The following is a 17,871-nucleotide window of genomic DNA, read 5'->3' on the forward strand; positions in this document are numbered from 1 at the left end:
CCATGCTGTCAATGTTCGAAAAAGTCCTGCAGCACAACGGGCTGGTGGCCGCCTTTGCACTGGTCGGCATCGTCATGGGCCTGTCGATGTGGTTGTCCAAGAAGCTGACGTTTGGGCGTGTGCACGGCTCCGCCATCGCCATCATGATCGGGCTGGTGCTCGCCTACTGGGGCGGCGTGCAGACGGGCGGCGAGCGCGGCCTGGCTGATCTGAAGCTGTTCGGCGGTATCGGCCTGATGGGCGGTGCCATGCTGCGCGACTTCGCCATCGTGGCGACCGCCTTCGAGGTGCAGGTGACCGAGGCCCGCAAGGCGGGCCTGATCGGCGCCATCTCGCTGCTGCTGGGGACGGTGCTGCCGTTCATCGTCGGCGCCTGCGTTGCCTACGCCTTCGGGTACACCGACGCGGTGAGCGTCACCACCATCGGCGCGGGCGCGGTCACGTACATCGTCGGGCCGGTGACGGGCGCTGCCCTGGGTGCCAGCTCGGATGTGATGGCGCTGTCAATCGCCACGGGCCTTGTCAAGGCGATCCTTGTGATGGTCGGCACACCGTTCGCGGCGAAAGCATTGGGGCTGAACAACCCGCGCGCGGCCATGGTGTTCGGTGGGCTGGCCGGTACGGTCAGCGGCGTATCGGCGGGTCTCGCGGCTACCGATCGGCGCCTGGTGCCCTATGGCTCGCTGGTAGCGACGTTCCACACGGGCATCGGTTGCCTGCTCGGGCCGTCGATCTTGTTCCTGGCGACGCAAGCGCTGCTGCGATGACACAGCCGATGCTGCGCGCGCACGATCTGCTGTGGGTGTCTGAGATGCCCACGGCAGCAAGCGGCACCCCCCTGCCGGATTGGGCTGTTGCAGCGTGCAAGCATGGCGCACCGGTGGTCGTGCGACGGGCGCCGCGCGGCGCCGATGGCTCGATCCCGGTGGGCCTGCGCGGCAGTGCACGAAGCGAACGCTGCGCGGCCACTGTGGCCGTCAACACCATCACGCGCATCGTCACGCCTGAGACCCTGGCGACCACGATCATCACCATGGCCGACGATGCGCCATTCGCGGCGCTGCGTACCTTGCGTGCGTTGGCGCCTGAACTCGACGCACTTGGCTGGGCTTGGGGCCCGACCGGCGGTGCGGGCTTCGCACTCGCCAGCGGGTTGCCCGTGCTCCACACCGACAGCGATCTCGACCTCGTCGTGCGCATGCCGCATGCGCCTTCGACCGCGCAACGCGATCACCTCGTGCAGCTGCTGAACGACACCGAATGCCGCGTCGATCTGCAGATCGACACCGGCCACGGTGGCTTCGCGCTACAGGATTGGCGAAACTCGTGGCTGGCCACCCCATGCCAGACACTGCTCAAGACCGATCACGGTCCCCGCCTCGTCGCAGACCCATGGAGCGATGCCGCATGAGCATCGTTTTCATGTTCCCGGGCCAGGGCAGCCAGCGTGCGGGCATGCTTCACACGCTGCCCGCAGATCCGGCCGTCACGCAAACCCTCGCCGAAGCGGGCGACGTGCTGGGCGTGGATCCGCTCACGCTCGATACCGCGGAGGCATTGCAGTCGACCGTGGCGGTTCAACTCTGTCTGCTGATTGCCGGTGTCGCGGTGGCGCGCACGCTCGTTCAGCAGGACGCCGCACCCGATATGGTGGCCGGCCTGTCGATTGGCGCGTGGCCCGCTGCCGTCGTAGCCGGCGTGTTGGATTTCAGCGATGCCCTGCGTCTGGTCCGCCTGCGCGGCCGGCTCATGGAAGGTGCGTATCCGAGCGGTTACGGCATGGCGGCCATCGTTGGCCTGGCCGAGCCCGAAGTGGGTGCCATCGTTGCGCAAGTTCACTCGGCTGCCACGCCTGCTTACGTGGCGAACCTCAATGCTGAGCGGCAGATCGTCGTGGCAGGCAGCGATGCCGCACTCGCGCAGGTCATGGCGCGCGCGCAAGCACAAGGCGCGTCGTCGGTGGCCCGGCTGTGCATGGCGGTACCGTCGCATTGCCCGCTGCTCGATGCGCAGGCCGCCGAGCTTGCTGCAGCCGCTGCAAAAGTCACAGCGCACGCGCCGCAACGCACGTACATCAGCAGCAGCCGCGCGCGGGCGCTGTTCCGCGCCAACCTCATCGTCGAAGACCTGGCCTGGAACATGGCGCGGCCGGTGCTGTGGCATGACACGCTGCGGCATGCGTTTGAGCGTGGGGCACGCATGGCGGTGGAAGTGCTGGGCGGCGGCGCGCTGACGCGCCTGGCGCAAGGCGTGTTTGCCGACGATGCGGTGCTGAACGCCGGTGGCGAACTGGATGCGGTGCGGGTACGGATGCAGCGCCTGCGACGCTTGGACAGTCGATAACGCAAAAAAACGGGGCACTTAGCCCCGTTTCTTTTAGCCCATCGCCGCTTAGACGATCTCCCGCGTTTCCATGAACTGAATGTCCGGAAACCGCTCCTGCGTCAGCCGCAGGTTCACCTGGCTCGGCGCCAGGTAGACGTAATCGCCTGCACCGTCCAGCGCCACATTGTGGCCGGCCTTGTCGATCAGCTTGTCGATGTCTTCCTGCTTGCCGCGCAGCCAGCGGGCCGTGGAGCACTCGTGCGGCTCGAAGATGGCATCGACGCCGTATTCGTGCTCCAGGCGGTGTGCAACCACGTCGAACTGCAGGATACCGACCGCACCCAGCACCAGGTCGTTCGACGCCAGCGGACGGAACATCTGCGTGGCACCTTCTTCGGCCAGCTGCTGCAACCCCTTCTGCAACTGCTTGAGACGCAGCGGGTTGTTCAGGCGTGCGCGGCGGAAGAATTCCGGCGCAAACGACGGAATGCCCGTGAACTTGAGCGGCTCACCTTCGGTAAACGCATCGCCCAGGCGGATCGTGCCGTGGTTGGGCACACCAATGATGTCGCCGGCAAACGCCTCTTCGGTGGTGTTGCGGTCCTGCGCCATGAAGGTGATGGCGTTGTTGATGGCCACCGTCTTGCCGGTCGACACCTGCAGCAGCTTCATGCCGCGCTCGAAGCGGCCCGAGCACACGCGCACGAAGGCGATGCGGTCTCGGTGCTTCGGATCCATGTTGGCCTGAATCTTGAAGACGAAGCCGGTGAACTTCTCTTCCATCGGCTTGACTTCACGTGTTTCAGTGGGGCGCGCGAGCGGCTCCGGCGACTGGCCGACCAATGCGTCGAGCAGCGACTGCACACCGAAGTTGTTCACCGCCGAGCCGAAGTACACCGGGCACTGCTTGCCGGCCAGAAACGCCTCTTTGTCGAACGTGTGCGATGCGCCGCGCACGAGCTCGATGTCGATACGCAGCTCTTCGGCTTGCGCGCCGAGCACGCGATCGAGCTCGGGGTTGTCGAGCCCTTGGATCAAACCGGCGGTTGCACCCTTCTCGCTGTCGGCGTTCGGGTCGAACAGCTGCACCGTGTCGTTGACGAGGTGATACACGCCCTTGAACGACTTGCCCATGCCGATCGGCCACGTCATCGGCGCGCACTGGATCTGCAGCACGCTTTCGATTTCATCCAGCAGTTCGATAGGCGCGCGGCCCTCGCGGTCGAGCTTGTTGATGAACGTAAGGATGGGCGTGCTGCGCAGGCGGCAGACGTTGAGCAGCTTGATGGTCTGCGCTTCCACACCGTTCACGGAATCGATCACCATCACGGCGGAGTCGACGGCGGTGAGCGTACGGTACGTGTCTTCCGAGAAGTCTTCGTGGCCCGGGGTGTCGAGCAGGTTGACGATGTAGTCGCCGCCCTCGTTCTGGTACGGAAACTGCATCACCGAAGACGTGACCGAGATGCCGCGCTGCTTTTCCATCTCCATCCAGTCGGACGTGGCATGGCGGTTGGCCTTGCGCGCGCGCACGGCGCCAGCCATCTGGATGGCGCCGCCGAACCAGAGCAGCTTTTCGGTCAGCGTGGTTTTACCCGCGTCAGGGTGGGCAATGATGGCGAACGTCCGGCGGCGCCGGATCTCCTGTTGCAGCGTACTCACGGGCAAAAACCAAAGGGAGAAGTGATGAATTCGCCCAGGGCGTGGGCGCTGGCTGGCGGGTCATCCCGGCGGCCGATGGGTGCCCGATCGGAGTTGTCAATCCGGGGCAGCCGAGATTGTACGCGATCGGCGCCATTGCTTAGGATCAACTGACCCGAGCCACAAGCGGGGGAAACTCCCTAGGAACCGTCATCCGGACGGGGGAGACCAACCCGTTGTGGGAATGCACTGACAACCCTTTCGGAGACGGTGTTATCGAAGTTGTCATGAAGCTCCCGTATTGTGGAGGCCGTCGCGAAACCCGCTTCTGGGTACGCCGCGACGTTCAAAGAAGCAAAGAAGCAAGGAGTCCAACATCGTGCGTAGTCGAACCCCTGTCGATCCGGCAGTGCAACGCATCATCGAGACCACGCGCCGCGCGTGGCAACTCGACGAGCAAAGCGTGCGCGCGGCGCGTCAGCAGCGTGCCGCCAATCGCCGCAAACGGATCAAAGCCCTGCCGCAGGACAGCCTGCAGGCACTCGCGGCACTCGCCCTGCAAGCTGAAATCTGGGCAGCCCGCAAGACCGTGGTAACGGTCGGCTAGACAGCAATCCTCACCGTGTCGAGGGCCACAGTCGTGGCCCTTTTCTTTTGGGCGCGGCGCGCGCGTTTCAGGGCATGCCGGTTGCTTGTGATTGGGTAAAGCATGACCCAGCTCAGGAGGCACGCATGACCGAACTGACCCCCAAGCCGCCCACGAACGGCAGCAACGGTGCCACCGTCACCACGCTGCATCCGCAGATTGATCACACCGCGCAGCGCGTCAAAGATGCCACGGCCGAAGGCATCGACCGGCTGGCGAGCGTCATCTCCACCGCGCTCACGCAATTCGACAAACGCACCGAGCAATTGAAGAACCTGCACGCGAATGTGTCCGAGCAGGCCAGCGACTCCGTGCGTCAGCACCCGGTCATCACGATCGGCCTGGCATTTGTGGCAGGGATGCTGCTGGAGCAGTTGACCCGCGACTGAGCAGCAACTAAGCGGCAACCGAGCGCGCGGCTCAGCGGCTTGCACGCGTGGTGCTGGCGCTCTGGTCTGCCTCGCCGCTTGCGCGGTTCGCTGCCAGCGAGGGATTGAGCAACGCGGCCTGGGCGGCCTGCCCCGCTGCCTCGTGCTGGCGGCTGCCCAGCTGCAGCGCGTACTGGCGTGTGACCAGCGCGCCGAAGAAGAAAATCTGCGCCGAGTAATAGATCCACAGCATCAGCGCCACCACCGAGCCTGCGGCGCCGTACGACGACGCCACCGCGCTGTTGCCCAGATACAGGCCGATGAGGTGCTTGCCGAGCGTGAACAACAACGCGGTGACGATGGCGCCCAGGGCCACGTCACGCCACGCCACGCGCGTCTCCGGCAGCATCTTGAAGATGGTGCCGAACAGCAGTGACACGACGGCAAACGAGAACGCCGACGACAGCACCTCGGCCACCACCAACGCGATCCCCGAGGTCGAGCCCGACCACAGGGCGCCCCAGAAGCGTTCCACCACCGCCAGCGCCGCATTGATGGTGAGCGACACCAGCAGCAGAAACGCAAGCACCAGGATCAGGCTGAACGACAGCAGCCGCGAACGCAGCAAGCCCCACAGCCCCGGCTGCTGGCGCGGTGGCACATCCCAGAGTTCGTCCAGGCTGTCCTTGAGTTCGGAAAAGGCGGTAGTGGCGCCCACCAGCAACAGGGCAACAGCGGTCGCGGCGGCAAACGCGCCGTGCCCCGAGCGTTTGGTGGCGGCCAGCACGGCTTCCACGGCGGCAGCGCCCTGCGCGCCCACCAGGCCCTGGATCTGGCCAAAGATTTCACCGCGCGCGGCCTGTTCGCCAAAGAACAAACCCGCGATGGAAATCACCAGCACCAGCACCGGCGCCATCGAGAACAAGGTATAGAACGACAGCGCCGCGCCCTTGCTGGCGGCACGGTGCGCCGACCATTGGCGCACCGCCCCGGTCAGCACCTGGGTGGAGCGCTTGAGCAGGTTGCGGTCGAAACAGGCAGCCAAGCGCATGAGGCTTCCTCACAAGGCAACGCGGGCCGGCCCCATGCCGACCCCGAGCTTGAGCCTAGTCAGCATGCGGCACACGCGCAAGCGCCCGCGGCGCAGGGGCGCGGCGGACCGGCAGTTGGGGTAGAACGGTCTCAGTCGCGCCCGCCGCCCAGCAAGCGGCTGATGAGAAAACCGGCCCCGAAGGCCAGGCCAATCGACGCGAGCGGATGCGTGCGCATGCACTCTGCCGCACTGCTCATCAGGCGCTCTTGCGACGCGCGCCACTGCTCCCGCTTCGCAGCCGCCTCGTCGAGTGCAGTGGCGGCCGCGTCTGCGGTGCGGTCGATGGCCTGTGCAGTGGTGGCCTTGACGCGCTCCGCGGCTTCGGACACATCGCCGCGGATGAGGTTGCCATTGGCGTCGGATTTGGGAAACGGGTTGGTTTGGGACGGTTCCATCAGTCAGCGCTCCTGGGGTTCGGTGGGGTGGTTGGCATTGGCATTGTGGGAAAGAGGAGCGACGTCATCCTCTGCCGGCCACGAGGCCCCAGATGAGGCTGACAACGAACAACACCACGAAAATCATGAAGAGGATCTTGGCAATGCTTGCGGCACCGGCGGCGATACCGCCGAAACCGAGCACGGCCGCAATCAGGGCGATGACGAAAAAGACAACTGCATAGCGCAGCATGGCAACCTCCTTGTGCGGTAGGGTGGGCTTACCGCCGGTGGGGCGGATACCCCACGGTCAGCAAGCCGCGTACCGCGCGAGGAAGAGGCCGAGAGGCCGAGAGGCCAAGAGGCCAAGAGGCCGGCGTTATGCCTCGGTGGCATGCGTGCGGCCCGAGCGGCCGCTGTTGTCGTCACCGCCGTCGCCGCCATCGCCGGCATTGCTGTTGCCGTATTCCTCCAGCCGGTTGTAGAGCGTCTTGAGGCTGATGCCGAGCAGCTCGGCCGCACGCTTCTTCACACCGCCGCATTGCTCCAGCGTGGCCAGGATGAGCTTCTTGTCTGCGCTGGCAAGCGACGTGCCCACCGAGATCGTCAGCGTGGAACCCGATGACACCTGCGTGCTCGACACCTGCAACGGCACGTTGGCGGTGTCGATGCCGGCGTCGTCAGACAGGATGTACGCGCGCTGCACGTAATTGCGCAGTTCGCGCACATTGCCGGGCCAGTTGTAGGCGCGCAGCGTATCCATGGCCGGGGGCAGGAATGCCTTCTTGGTGTTGCTCTGCGCGTTGAGCTGATCGAGGAAATGCTGTGCGAGCAACTCGACGTCCTTGCCACGCTCGCGCAGCGGCGGCAGCTGCAGCGGAAACACGTTCAACCGGTGGTACAGGTCGGCACGCAGCTTGCCCTCGGCGACGGCCTCTTCCGGGTCGCGGTTGGTGGCGGCAATCACGCGCACGTCCGAGTCGATCTCGCGGTTGGTGCCCACGCGCATAAACACGCCGGTTTCCAGCACGCGCAGCAGTTTCACCTGCAGCTCGATCGGCATCTCCGTAATTTCATCGAGGAACAACGTGCCGCCGTTGGCGCGCTCGAAGTAGCCCTTGTGCTGGCGGTCGGCGCCGGTAAAGCTGCCCCGCTCGTGGCCGAACATTTCCGACTCGATCAGGTTGGGCGAAATGGCGCCGCAGTTGACGGGCAGGAACGGTTGCTTGCGGCGCAGGCTCAGGTCGTGGATGGTCTGCGCGGCCAGCTCCTTGCCGGTGCCGGACTCGCCGATGAGCAGCACGGTCGCCTCGGTAGGCGCCACGCGGCTGACTTGGTCGTACAGCGTCTGCATGACCGGCGAGTTGCCGAGCATCTGCCCGAAGAGGCCCAGCCGGCGCAGTTCGCCGCGCAGGTTGCCGATCTCCGCCTTCAGGTCACCCGCGCGCGGAATGCGCGCCAGCACGGATTTGAGCCGCTGGAAGTTGACCGGCTTGACCAGATAGTCGGCCGCGCCCATGCGCAGCGCTTCGACGGCGGTTTCCACGCTGGCGTGGCCGGTCATGACGATGATCTCGGTGCCGGAGTGCGGCGGAATGTCTTCCATCAGATCCATGCCGTTGCCGTCGGGCAGGACGAGGTCGATCAGCACGGCATCGGGGCTGTGACGCGACATCTGAATGCGCGCATCGCGCAGCGACCCGGCCAGCGCAGTGGTGAAGCCTTCCGCACCGACCAGCTCACCGAGCGCGGCGCGTGCGTTGGCATCGTCTTCGACAATCAGGATATGTGGCATCTCAATTCGAGTTGGATACGCCGGCGCGAGGTCGGCAATCAGGCGATACGTGCGTGGCGCTACCGCGCGGGCCTATGAGGATGGGTGGCAGGTGCAAAAAGTATTCCAGCGAATACCCCTTCGGCAACGCATGGCCAAACCCACGTTGCGCATGCGGAGATGTGTAACTTTTACACGTCCCTGTGCAAGAAAAGGATTGCATGCGTCACTCGCGCCGCCGGTCGTCTGGACCTGCGGTGCAGTCAGCATAGTTGAGAAGGACAACGCTGCGCCACCCGCCCGCCGAAATAGGCAGGCAACGAGACACGCCATGCCACATAAGGATGTGAAACCCGCGCTGCATCTTCGTTTTGGGCGCGTTTCTTGTCAGCGTTTGGCCGACAGGATGGCCGAAACGTCAGCGCATGCCCGACATACAACCCGCTCGGGCGGCGCTGATAATGGCTCAACTTTTCAACACAATGTGACGGGATGACGACGTACCAAGCCTTCCGGACGCGGCATCGCTAGGGCGATGCGGCCGCTCGCCAGGACGTCGCCCGTCGCGACCGACCACGAGGGAGCCATGTCCTTGAGCGAAGCCTTCGCCGACGACCGCGCAGTCACAGTCGGGCGCACGCCCTACCCCCCTGCCCTGGCGGATTTTGACGACACCGAACGCGTGCCGTCCGACGCCGAAACCTCCCCTGCCCAGCCGATTGCCAAGCCGGATTTTGGGCACCTCTACGGGCGCTCGCCGGTGATGCGTGCGCTGTACGATCAGATCGGCAAGGTCTCCGGCACGCTGGCCACCGTGCTCATCATGGGCGAATCCGGTACCGGCAAGGAACTGATTGCCCGCACCGTGCACGACATGAGCCCGCGCGCCGACCAGGCCTTCATCGCCGTGAACTGCGGCGCCATTTCGCCCAACCTGATCGAGTCGGAGCTGTTCGGCCACGAGAAGGGCAGCTTCACGGGTGCGGGCCAGCGGCATATCGGCTATTTCGAGCATGCCTGCGGCGGCACGATCTTCCTGGACGAGATCACCGAGATGCCGGTGGAAATGCAGGTCAAGCTGCTGCGTGTGCTGGAGACCGGCGTGTTCATGCGCGTGGGCGGCACCGAGCCGATCCAGACCCGGGCACGCATCATTGCCGCCACCAACCGCAACCTGCACGAAGCGGTAGCCGATGGCGCCTTTCGCGAAGATCTCATGTATCGCCTGGCGGTGGTACCCCTGCAGGTGCCGCCGCTGCGGGATCGCGATGACGACATCGAAGAACTGGCCCTGCACTTCCTTGCGCAGTTCAACGCCGCGCACCAGACCGACAAGGTCTTCTCGCGCGCCGCGCTGGGCGCGCTGCGCGGCCATGCGTGGCCCGGCAACGTGCGCGAATTGCGCAATGCCGTCCAGCGCGGCTACATCCTCGGTGAGAAGACGGTGGAATTGGCGATGCCGCTGGCGCCGGCACGTGGCCCTGCGCGGCCGAGCGTGAAGGAAGGCATGCTGAGCCTCTCAGTGGGGGTGACGCTGGCAGAGGCGCAGCGCGCGATGATCCTCGCCACGCTGGAACACTTCCAGGGCGACAAGCGGCAGGCCGCCAAGACGCTGGGCGTGAGCCTCAAGACGCTGTACAACCGGCTCGATCTCTACCAAAGCGCCGCGGCCGCTGCCATGGCGGCCTGACGGCACACGGCACCGCGCCTCCCGGCGCAAGCCTTCCTTCATTCCATGCTCGCTACATCCGCGCTGAGGTTCTAGCGCGGATGCGCGTGCGTGCGCTCGCCCGGATGTTCATGGCGGCGGCGCTCTAGCGGTGCGGGCGCGGGCCGGCGCGGCGCGGGTTCGGTCTCGGCGCGGGCCTGCGGGCCCGTGTGCGCCACGGTCGTGGGTGTCATGGGCATGGCGGGACTCCTTCTGCGTTACTGCCCCTGCTTCGAGCTGCCCGGCATCGAATTGCCGGTGCTCGTCGCAGCGTCGTTGCCACCGGACTGCACGCCCGAGTGCGACATGTCGCCCGCGCTGCTGGTGCCGCCTGGCTCGGTCGACTTCGCCTTCTTGTGGTGGCGATGCTTCTTGTGCATCGGCTTGGTGGTGTCGCTGCTGTCCATGGCGGGCGCCGCCTGGTCGCCCGCCGCTGCATTGGCGCTGCGGTCGGGGCTCGATGACGGCGGGTCGGTGCGCTTGCCCGGCGCCTTGGTGGGGTTGGTGTTGGGCGTCTGCTCGTTGTCGGCGGGGGCGGGGGTGGTCTGGGCAACGGCCGAACCGACGCCCAGGCAGAGGATCGCGCTGGCAAGGGCGGCAGTCAGTAAACGTGTTCGCATGGTGATGTCTCCGAGGATGTGACGGTGTATGCCGAAGGGTCGACAGGCGTGCAATGGAAGCGCACCGCGACGCATCTTCCATTGCCGTCCACCGCAGCAACGCATGTACCTGCGGTGCCACCTGCCCGCATGTGCTGCTGCAGCAGGCGTGCGCCGGGGTGCTGTCATGTGCCGGCAACACTGCGCATATAAAAACGACATGACCATGTAGAAACGGCGTGCCAGCCACCCGTAAAGCCTTGTGGCGATTGGCTTGGTTGACATGGCATAGCCTTTGCATCGATGCGGTGAGTAGTCGACGGAAGTGTCGACGCCCACTCACCAAAGGAGGCAAGGCGAATGGTCAAGGCCGCTCTGGAAATGCGTGCGAAGCAGCATCTCGCGCTGACGCCGCGGCTGCAGCAGTCCGTCAAGCTGCTGCAGTTGTCTGCAACCGAATTTGCGCAGGAAATGCAAGAAGCGCTCGCAAGCAACCCCTTCCTGGAAGAAGTCGAGCAAGAAGCCGGTGCGCAACCGGCAGACGACACCCTCGTGCGCACGGGTGACGTGGCCGCTTCTGCCGATCTGGACGGGGCTGCGGCTGACCACACGCCCGTTGACGAAGCCCCGCTGGAAACCACCACCAGCGCCATCGAGACCGACCCGACCCTGGCCGCCTCGGAAGATTTTCCAGGCGACTTCAGCACGTACTACAGCCACAGCGGCGGCCACCACGGCGATGGCGAAGACAGCGATATCGGCGAATGGGTGCACGCGACCCCGACCCTGCGCGAGCACCTGCGCCAGGAACTGAGCAGCTATCGGCTCTCCGACCGCGACAGCCTGCTCGCGCAGACGCTGATCGAAGCGCTGGACGACGACGGCTACCTGCGCCAGCTGCTCTCTGAACTGATACCGCTCGCACCCGTGGAGCCCGCACCCAGCGAGAAGGAGATGCAGATTGCGCTGGCGCTGGTGCAGAGCCTGGACCCGCCGGGCGTGGCCGCGCGCGACTTGTCGGAATGCCTGCGCCTGCAGATCGAAGCCCGCCCCGCCGACACCGAAGCCGAAGAGCGCATTCAGGAGATTGCCCACGACATCGTCCGCAGCCACCTGCCACGGCTGGCCAAGCGCGAGCTCATGCAGATGCGCCGCGCGCTGGGCTGCACGGAAGACGAACTGCGCGATGCCTGCGCGTTGATCCGCATGCTGGATCCGCGCCCCGGGCTGCGGTTCTCACAGGCGCATGCGGGCTACATCGTGCCGGACGTGATCGTTGCCAAGATCAAGGGCAAGTGGGTGGCCGTCACCAACCCGGCGGTGGCGCCCTGCGCGCGCATCAACAAGGTCTACGCCGAACTGTTTGCGCAGACGCGCGGCCACCACCGCACGCCGCTGGCGCATCAGTTGCAGGAAGCGCGCTGGTTGATCCGCAACGCGCAGCAGCGCTTTGCCACCATCCAGCGCGTAGCCGAGGCCATCGTTGCGCACCAGAAGCACTTCCTGGAATACGGCGAAGTGGCGATGAAGCCGCTGGTGCTGCGCGATGTGGCTGAAGAGCTCGGCCTGCACGAATCCACCATCTCGCGCGCGACGGGCAACAAGTACATGGCCACACCGCGCGGCATCTTTGAGTTCAAGTATTTCTTCTCGCGCCAGCTCGCCACCGACACGGGCGGCGCATGCTCGGCCGCTTCGGTGCGGGCGCTGCTCAAGGAGATGATCGAAGCCGAAGATGCCGACGCACCGCTCTCCGATGTGTCGCTGGCCAAGATGCTGGCCGAGCAGGGCGTGATCGTCGCGCGCCGCACGGTGGCCAAGTACCGCGGGCTGATGCGCATTGCGCCGGCGGAAATGCGGCGCCAGGTTTAAGGCGCCCGCCACCCACGGAACAACGGGACACCCGTGCGCAAGCTGCCGACCCACTCCACGTTCTCGCACCCGTCGCACCACGCCGACGACGCCACGATGGCGTCACTGCACCTGGCCGACGTGACGATGTTCTGGGCGGCGGAGAGCGGCGGCGTCAAGCGTTACCTGCGTGCGAAGCACGATTTTCTGCGCTCCACCCACTGGCGCCACACGCTGGTAGTGCCGGGTACGGCAGACGATGCAACGAACGAGATCGCTGTGGTGCCCGGCGTGCCGTTGCCCCTCTCGCACGGCTACCGCATTCCGCTGCGCAGCGGGCCTGCCGAGCAGGCGCTGTGTGCGCTGTCGCCGGACCTGATCGAAGCAGGCGACCCGTACCGGCTGTCGTGGGCAGCGCTGCGTGGCGGTGCGCGGCTGCAGGTGCCGGTCGTGGCGTTCTATCACTCCGATCTACCGGCGTTCTTCCGTCGCCTGGGCGGGCCGCCCGCTGAACTGGCGGCAGCGGCCTATGCGCGCAAGCTGTATCCGCACTTCGATACCGTGTTCGTGCCCAGCCGCTACATCGCAGAGAAGGTGGCGGATCTGGGCGTGCAGCGCATCGAACTGCAGCCGCTGGGCGTGGACACCCGCCTGTTCCACCCCGCGCGGCGTTCGCTGCGCTGGCGCGAACAGCTCGGCCTGCCGCGCGATGCGCGCGTGCTGCTCTATGTCGGCCGCTATGCGCCAGAGAAAAACCTGCGCGTGCTCTGCGATGCGGTGGACAAACTGGACGACGGCAGCGTGCTCGTCACCATCGGCTCGGGCCCGACGCCACCGCACGGCAAGCACGTGCGCGCGCTCCCTTACGAAGGCGATGCGCAGCACCTCGCCGCCGCCATGGCCAGCGCCGACGTGTTCGTGCACGCGGGCGACCAGGAAACCTTTGGCCTGGTCGCACTGGAAGCCATGGCCAGCGGCGTGCCCGTGGTGACCTGCTCCGCCGGGGGCCTGGGCGAGTTGGTGAACGAGCACGTCGGCTACGCCGTCCCGCATTGCCGTGCGGACGATTTTGCCGACGGCCTGCACGCGTTGCGCCAGCGCGATCCGGTGGCGCTGGCTCACGCCGCGCGCCGCCACGCCATGCAATACGACTGGCGCGTCGTGCTGCCCCAACTGCTGCGCCGCTACCTGACGCTGCTCGGCCGCCAAGCCAGCGCGCGCCCCGAAACCTTTCCACCGGCCCATGAACGCTCGCGTGCAGCGCGCGGCCGATAACCCCGCTCCATCATGTCGCGCTACCTCATTCTTGCCATGCACGATGTCACGCCCGCCACGTGGCCGGCGTGCAAGGTCCTCCTCTCTGCGTTGGACGAGGTGGCGCGCGTGCCGAAGTCGCTGCTGGTCATTCCGAACTTCTATCGCGGGCCGACGGCGCGCAACAGCGAGCGCTTCTGCCGCCTGATGACCGAATGCCTGGCCGAAGGCGATGAGCTCGTGCTGCACGGCTATGCGCACCTGGACGACCAACCGCCCGGCGGCGTGATCGACCAGTTGATCCGCACCCGTTATACCGCCGGCGAGGGCGAGTTCTCGGCGATTCCGCTGTCGACGGCGCGTGCGCGCATCGCAGCCGGCGCCGCCTGGTTTGCCGCCAACGGCTGGCCGCTGCACGGCTTTGTCGCGCCGGCCTGGCTGATGAACCCCGCAACGTGGCAGGCGCTCGACAGCCTGCCGCTACGCTACACGACCACGCTGCGGCGCTTCTATCTGCTGCACCCGCGGCGTGCGCTGAAAGCGCCCTGTCTGACATACAGCGTGCGCACGCCGGCACGCCGGCTGCTCTCGCGCTACTACCTGCGCTGGCTGGCGCAGCAGCATGCCGAGACACCGCTGCTGCGCCTGGGCCTGCATCCGGCCGATGCCGCCCATCCGGACGTCATCCGCCATTGGCAGAACCTGCTCGCGGCCTGCCTGGAAACACGCACGCCCGTCACCAAGAACGGCTTTGCACAGGTGCTGGCCCAGGCGTGGATGGGCAGCCCGGACACCACCACTGGGCAGGCGCAAACGTCTTACTGAACCGAGGCGCCCGTCGCCAAGCCGAGGGCGCCCTCCGCAGCACCGCGCCTGAAGCGATCGTTCTCCTCCATGCGGCGGCACATCACTCCACCACCGCGTCGTCCTCCGACGTCTTCCTGCCGCGGCTGAAGCGCGCCGCCAACGCCTTGCGCGCCGCATCCAACCCCTCGCCGTGGCCGGCGACCTTCAACAGGGCATAGCCCTCCATCGCGCCGCTCATCACATCGCTGCCCAGCGCCAGTTGCGAATCCGACATCCGCTCATGGAGCCGCGTCAGGCGCACCAGGCGGCTGCGCAGCAGATCAAAGCCCGCCAGGTCGCGGCGCAGTTCAGCAAGGTCGAAGTTGCCGGGCAACACCTTGGGGTTGGCGTTCAGCACGTCCACGGCCAGGCGGGCAAACGCTTCGGACTTGTCGCCCATCTTCACCAGCGTCCGGCGTTGGTCGGGCGACAGGTCGATCAGGCTCGCGAGCCGGTCTTCCAGCATCTTGAGCGCGGTATCCACGGCGGCCAAGTCGGCGGGGGTGAGTTGAAACGAGATCAGGTTCTGGGGCATGACATTCCTCACGAGCGGTTGCAGGGCCGTACCGACAGGACGGCCGCGCGAGCTTGGCCGCTACGTCATCGGCCCGCAATATCGGAGGCGCGCTTTGCGTGAAGAATCAGAAAGGTCCGACGTCCGGGTTCACAACTCGAAACATCCGGCTTTTTGCTCGGCGGCCCGAGCTCGACGCTCGACACGCGGAGCCTTTTGCTCGGCGGCCCGAGCTCGACGCTCGACACGCGGAGCCTTTTGCTCGACGGCCCGGGCTCGACGCTCGACGTGCGGAGTTTTTTGCTCGGCGGCCCGGGCTCGAAGCTCGACGTGCCGAGCTTTTTACTCGGCGGCCCGAGCTCGGAGCTCGACACGCGGAGCTTTTTGCTCGACGGCCCGAGCTCGGAGCTCGACACGCGGAGCTTTTTGCTCGACGGCCCGAGCTCGGAGCTCGACGCGCAGAGCTTTTTGCTCGACGGCCCGAACAAGGCGGACCAGCGCGGACACCCTGGGTCAGAACAACCACACCGACAGCCCACCGATCAGCATCCCCAGCCCCGCCCCCGCCAGCACATCGCTCGGATAGTGCAGGCCGAGCACCACGCGCGAGACCGCCACCATGAGCGTGAACGGCACCAGCGCGAGCGCCATGCGCGGGTAGTACGCCGCCATCACGATGCTGAACGACACGGCATGCAGCGTGTGGCCGGACGGAAAGCTGAACTGGTCGAGCACGCGCCCGCACAAGTGGATCTCCTGGCACGACAGATACGGCCGTGGCCGGCACACGCCGCGCTTGAGCAGGATGTAGATGACGAGCGACAGCAGCCCGGTCAGGCCCATCTGCTTGGCGCATTCCCAGCCGGTGTCGCCGCCCACCACGGGCAGCGCCGCCATGAGCGCGTACCAGAGCATGCCGTCGCCCAGGCGGCTGACGCCGCGATAAAAGCGGATGGACGACGCATCGCCCGCCACGTGGTTCAGCGCGACGGCCAGTTGGCGGTCGCGCTCGCGCCAGCGCTTCCAGTCAGGCCAGACGTGGGTCGCCATGGTAGGCCTCCCCGGTGGTGGCGGCGTGGTGCACGGCGACGAGCGCAGCCTCGAAACGTTCGAGCACGCGCGGCCAGTCCAGGCTCTGCGCGGTCAGCCGTGCGGCGTGGCCGAGGCGTTGCTGCAAGCCTGCATCTGCGGCGAGCGCGACGGCGGCGCGGGTGAACGCAGCGGCATCGCCGAGCGGGGCAAGGCAACCGTTCTCGTTGCTGCGCACATGCATGCCCGCGGCGGCGGTATTGAACGCGACCACGGGCAAGCCGCTGGCCATGGCTTCGACCACCACGTTGCCGAAGGTCTCTGTCAGGCTGGGAAAGAGAAACAGGTCCGCCGACGCATAGTGCGCGGCCAATGCCTCGCCGTACTGCGTGCCGGCAAACACGGCATCGGGACAGCGCCGGTGCAGCGCGCTGCGTTGCGGGCCATCGCCCACCATGACGAGCCGCGCGCCGGGCATGCGCGCACGCACCGCATCGAACGTATCGAGCACGACGCCCAGGTTCTTCTCCACCGCCAGACGGCCGACTGTCAGCACCACGGGGGATTCGGCATCAGCACCCCACTGGGCGCGCAGCGCCTCGCTGCGGTAGTGCGGTGCGAACTGGCCGGCATCCACGCCGCGCGTGCTGACGGTGAGGCGTTCGAAGCCGAGTTCGCTCAGTTGCCTCTGCAGCTCGCGCGTAGGCACGAAGGTGCGATCGGTGCGGTTGTGAAAGGCGCGCAGGTAGGCGCGTACCAGCGTCGCGGCGCCATCCCATGCGTAGTGTCGGCCGTACTCGTCAAAGCGCGTACGGACGTCCGAGGTGACAGGCACGCCCAGTTGCCGTGCCGCGCGGATGGCCGACCAGCCCAGCGGCCCTTCGGTGGCCACGTGCACGAGATCGGGCCGATGTGCGTACCACGCGCGCAGCAGCCGGCGGCGCACGGGCAGGCCCATGCGCAGGTCCGGATACAGCGGAATCGGTACGCCGGGCACCCGGAGCGTGTCGTCCGCCAGCCCGGGCTTGCCGGCATCGATGGCTTGCTGGCGTGGGCGCACGAGCATCACGTCGTGCCCCTGCGCATTCAGGAAGGCCGCGGTGCGCGCGGCAGTGAGCGACACACCGTTGAGTTCCGGCGGCCAGGTCTCGGTCACGTAGGCGATGCGCATGGCCGATCAACCTTGACGCTCGTCGCGGTGACGCGATGGCGTGGCCGATGGCCCGACCGTTTGGCCGCGCTTGTCGGCAAGATCGTCCGCGCTGCGGTTGGCGACCTGGCGATCGCTGTCTTGCGTGTTGGCGGCATGGCGTTCGCGCACGACGCGCTCGACGCCGGGCGTGTTGTGCAGGTCGGTATCGAGTTGCCCGCTTTCGATATCGCGCGCGGCCTGCTCGACATTGCTGCGCGGCTCGGAACGCTGCTCTTCGAGGTTCTGGTCGCGTTCGTGCGGCAGCCTGTCCCGCTCACCTGGAAGCGGCTTGCCTTGCGGCTCGGGCTTGCCGAGTACGGCATCCACCTGTTCGGCGGCCTTGCCGGCATCGGGCGCGCGCGGAGGCGCAGCACCCGAGGTTCGCTCATCACGCTGGTCGGGGCCGCACACGATGGCACGTGGCTGCGCGTTCATGGTGCCCTCCTGCGGACATGGTCTGGATGCCTTGCGCACCGCAACCGGCGTGCCCAACGCGCAGGCATACACCGCACGGCAGACAAGAGCTGCACGGCCACTGCGCCACCGCGCCACCGGTATGCGACTGCCTGCCGATGCAGGTATCGGGTTGGTTGCGTAATGGTTGCGTAATGGTTGCGTAAGGGTTACATGCGCGCTTGTAACGCTTGCTGTGCAAGG

The 17,871-nt window shown here is 66.5% G+C and carries 20 protein-coding genes; 9 read left to right on the top strand and 11 right to left on the bottom strand.

The window, feature by feature from the left end; genetic code table 11:
* Window positions 1–2: 2 nt before the first annotated feature.
* Genes madM through mdcH form a run of 3 tightly spaced genes read left to right on the top strand, consistent with a single transcriptional unit; the run spans window position 3 to window position 2,343 of the window.
* Window positions 3–767 carry a malonate transporter subunit MadM gene (gene madM / locus NG900_RS20360; RefSeq protein WP_252683173.1) on the top strand — a complete coding sequence of 255 codons (765 nt, stop codon included), beginning with the start codon at window positions 3–5 and terminating at the stop codon, window positions 765–767.
* Entirely contained in the window at window positions 764–1,411 is a 648-nt protein-coding gene (locus NG900_RS20365; protein WP_252683174.1) for a malonate decarboxylase holo-ACP synthase, read from the top strand. The genes madM and NG900_RS20365 overlap by 4 nt, the downstream gene beginning before the upstream one ends.
* Window positions 1,408–2,343, top strand: a complete 936-nt coding sequence (gene mdcH / locus NG900_RS20370) for a malonate decarboxylase subunit epsilon (protein WP_252683175.1) — start codon at window positions 1,408–1,410, stop codon at window positions 2,341–2,343. The genes NG900_RS20365 and mdcH overlap by 4 nt, the downstream gene beginning before the upstream one ends.
* A gap of 48 nt (window positions 2,344–2,391) precedes the next feature.
* On the opposite strand, the gene NG900_RS20375 is transcribed toward mdcH, so the two are convergent.
* Window positions 2,392–3,987: a peptide chain release factor 3 gene (locus NG900_RS20375; protein WP_252683176.1), complete on the bottom strand. Its 1,596-nt coding sequence runs from the start codon at window positions 3,985–3,987 to the stop codon at window positions 2,392–2,394.
* Between the two features lie 358 nt (window positions 3,988–4,345).
* Here NG900_RS20375 and NG900_RS20380 point away from each other — a divergent pair, with 358 nt between their 5' ends.
* Window positions 4,346–4,573, top strand: coding sequence for a hypothetical protein (locus tag NG900_RS20380; protein WP_252683177.1), 228 nt, complete (start codon window positions 4,346–4,348; stop codon window positions 4,571–4,573).
* Between the two features lie 125 nt (window positions 4,574–4,698).
* Complete coding sequence (locus NG900_RS20385) at window positions 4,699–5,001, top strand: hypothetical protein (protein WP_252683178.1); 303 nt, start codon at window positions 4,699–4,701, stop codon at window positions 4,999–5,001.
* A 31-nt stretch (window positions 5,002–5,032) separates the two neighbouring features.
* Here the strand turns inward: NG900_RS20385 and NG900_RS20390 are convergent, their stop codons facing one another.
* From NG900_RS20390 to NG900_RS20405, 4 genes are all read right to left on the bottom strand, one after another.
* Window positions 5,033–6,031, bottom strand: a complete 999-nt coding sequence (locus tag NG900_RS20390) for a YihY/virulence factor BrkB family protein (RefSeq protein ID WP_252683179.1) — start codon at window positions 6,029–6,031, stop codon at window positions 5,033–5,035.
* A 131-nt stretch (window positions 6,032–6,162) separates the two neighbouring features.
* Window positions 6,163–6,468 (bottom strand): hypothetical protein, encoded by a 306-nt coding sequence (locus NG900_RS20395; RefSeq protein ID WP_252683180.1) that lies wholly within the window; start codon window positions 6,466–6,468, stop codon window positions 6,163–6,165.
* A 64-nt stretch (window positions 6,469–6,532) separates the two neighbouring features.
* Entirely contained in the window at window positions 6,533–6,700 is a 168-nt protein-coding gene (locus tag NG900_RS20400) for a DUF1328 domain-containing protein (RefSeq protein WP_252683181.1), read from the bottom strand.
* Window positions 6,701–6,826: 126 nt separating this feature from the next.
* A complete protein-coding gene (locus NG900_RS20405; protein ID WP_252683182.1) occupies window positions 6,827–8,242 on the bottom strand; it encodes a sigma-54-dependent transcriptional regulator in 1,416 nt (471 codons plus the stop codon).
* 565 nt (window positions 8,243–8,807) lie between these two features.
* Between NG900_RS20405 and NG900_RS20410 the strand changes: the two genes are divergently transcribed.
* Window positions 8,808–9,911: a sigma-54 interaction domain-containing protein gene (locus NG900_RS20410; protein ID WP_252683183.1), complete on the top strand. Its 1,104-nt coding sequence runs from the start codon at window positions 8,808–8,810 to the stop codon at window positions 9,909–9,911.
* A gap of 71 nt (window positions 9,912–9,982) precedes the next feature.
* Here NG900_RS20410 and NG900_RS20415 read toward each other — a convergent pair whose 3' ends face one another.
* Both NG900_RS20415 and NG900_RS20420 read right to left on the bottom strand, forming a co-directional pair.
* Window positions 9,983–10,129 (bottom strand): hypothetical protein, encoded by a 147-nt coding sequence (locus NG900_RS20415; protein ID WP_252683184.1) that lies wholly within the window; start codon window positions 10,127–10,129, stop codon window positions 9,983–9,985.
* Window positions 10,130–10,147: 18 nt separating this feature from the next.
* On the bottom strand, window positions 10,148–10,549 hold the full coding sequence (locus NG900_RS20420; RefSeq protein ID WP_252683185.1) for a hypothetical protein: 402 nt from the start codon (window positions 10,547–10,549) through the stop codon (window positions 10,148–10,150).
* Between the two features lie 339 nt (window positions 10,550–10,888).
* Here NG900_RS20420 and NG900_RS20425 point away from each other — a divergent pair, with 339 nt between their 5' ends.
* From NG900_RS20425 to NG900_RS20435, 3 genes are read left to right on the top strand one after another with little or no spacing between them, the layout of a single operon-like run.
* Window positions 10,889–12,400 (top strand): RNA polymerase factor sigma-54, encoded by a 1,512-nt coding sequence (locus NG900_RS20425; protein ID WP_252683186.1) that lies wholly within the window; start codon window positions 10,889–10,891, stop codon window positions 12,398–12,400.
* A 33-nt stretch (window positions 12,401–12,433) separates the two neighbouring features.
* On the top strand, window positions 12,434–13,654 hold the full coding sequence (locus NG900_RS20430) for a glycosyltransferase (protein ID WP_252683187.1): 1,221 nt from the start codon (window positions 12,434–12,436) through the stop codon (window positions 13,652–13,654).
* 12 nt (window positions 13,655–13,666) lie between these two features.
* A complete protein-coding gene (locus NG900_RS20435) occupies window positions 13,667–14,458 on the top strand; it encodes a DUF2334 domain-containing protein (protein WP_252683188.1) in 792 nt (263 codons plus the stop codon).
* Between the two features lie 82 nt (window positions 14,459–14,540).
* On the opposite strand, the gene NG900_RS20440 is transcribed toward NG900_RS20435, so the two are convergent.
* The 4 genes from NG900_RS20440 to NG900_RS20455 form a co-directional block, all read right to left on the bottom strand.
* Window positions 14,541–15,014, bottom strand: coding sequence for a hypothetical protein (locus tag NG900_RS20440; protein ID WP_252683189.1), 474 nt, complete (start codon window positions 15,012–15,014; stop codon window positions 14,541–14,543).
* Window positions 15,015–15,506: 492 nt separating this feature from the next.
* On the bottom strand, window positions 15,507–16,043 hold the full coding sequence (locus NG900_RS20445; protein WP_252683190.1) for a phosphatase PAP2 family protein: 537 nt from the start codon (window positions 16,041–16,043) through the stop codon (window positions 15,507–15,509).
* Window positions 16,021–17,193: a glycosyltransferase family 4 protein gene (locus NG900_RS20450; protein ID WP_252683191.1), complete on the bottom strand. Its 1,173-nt coding sequence runs from the start codon at window positions 17,191–17,193 to the stop codon at window positions 16,021–16,023. Before NG900_RS20450 ends, NG900_RS20445 begins: the two co-directional genes overlap by 23 nt.
* A 6-nt stretch (window positions 17,194–17,199) precedes the next feature.
* The gene (locus NG900_RS20455; protein WP_252683192.1) at window positions 17,200–17,649 is read right to left on the bottom strand and encodes a hypothetical protein; all 450 of its coding nucleotides are present in this window, start codon (window positions 17,647–17,649) and stop codon (window positions 17,200–17,202) included.
* Between the last annotated feature and the right edge of the window lie 222 nt (window positions 17,650–17,871).

The sequence above is a fragment of the Ralstonia soli genome, from assembly GCF_023955655.1.
Taxonomy (GTDB): Bacteria; Pseudomonadota; Gammaproteobacteria; order Burkholderiales; family Burkholderiaceae; genus Ralstonia; species Ralstonia soli.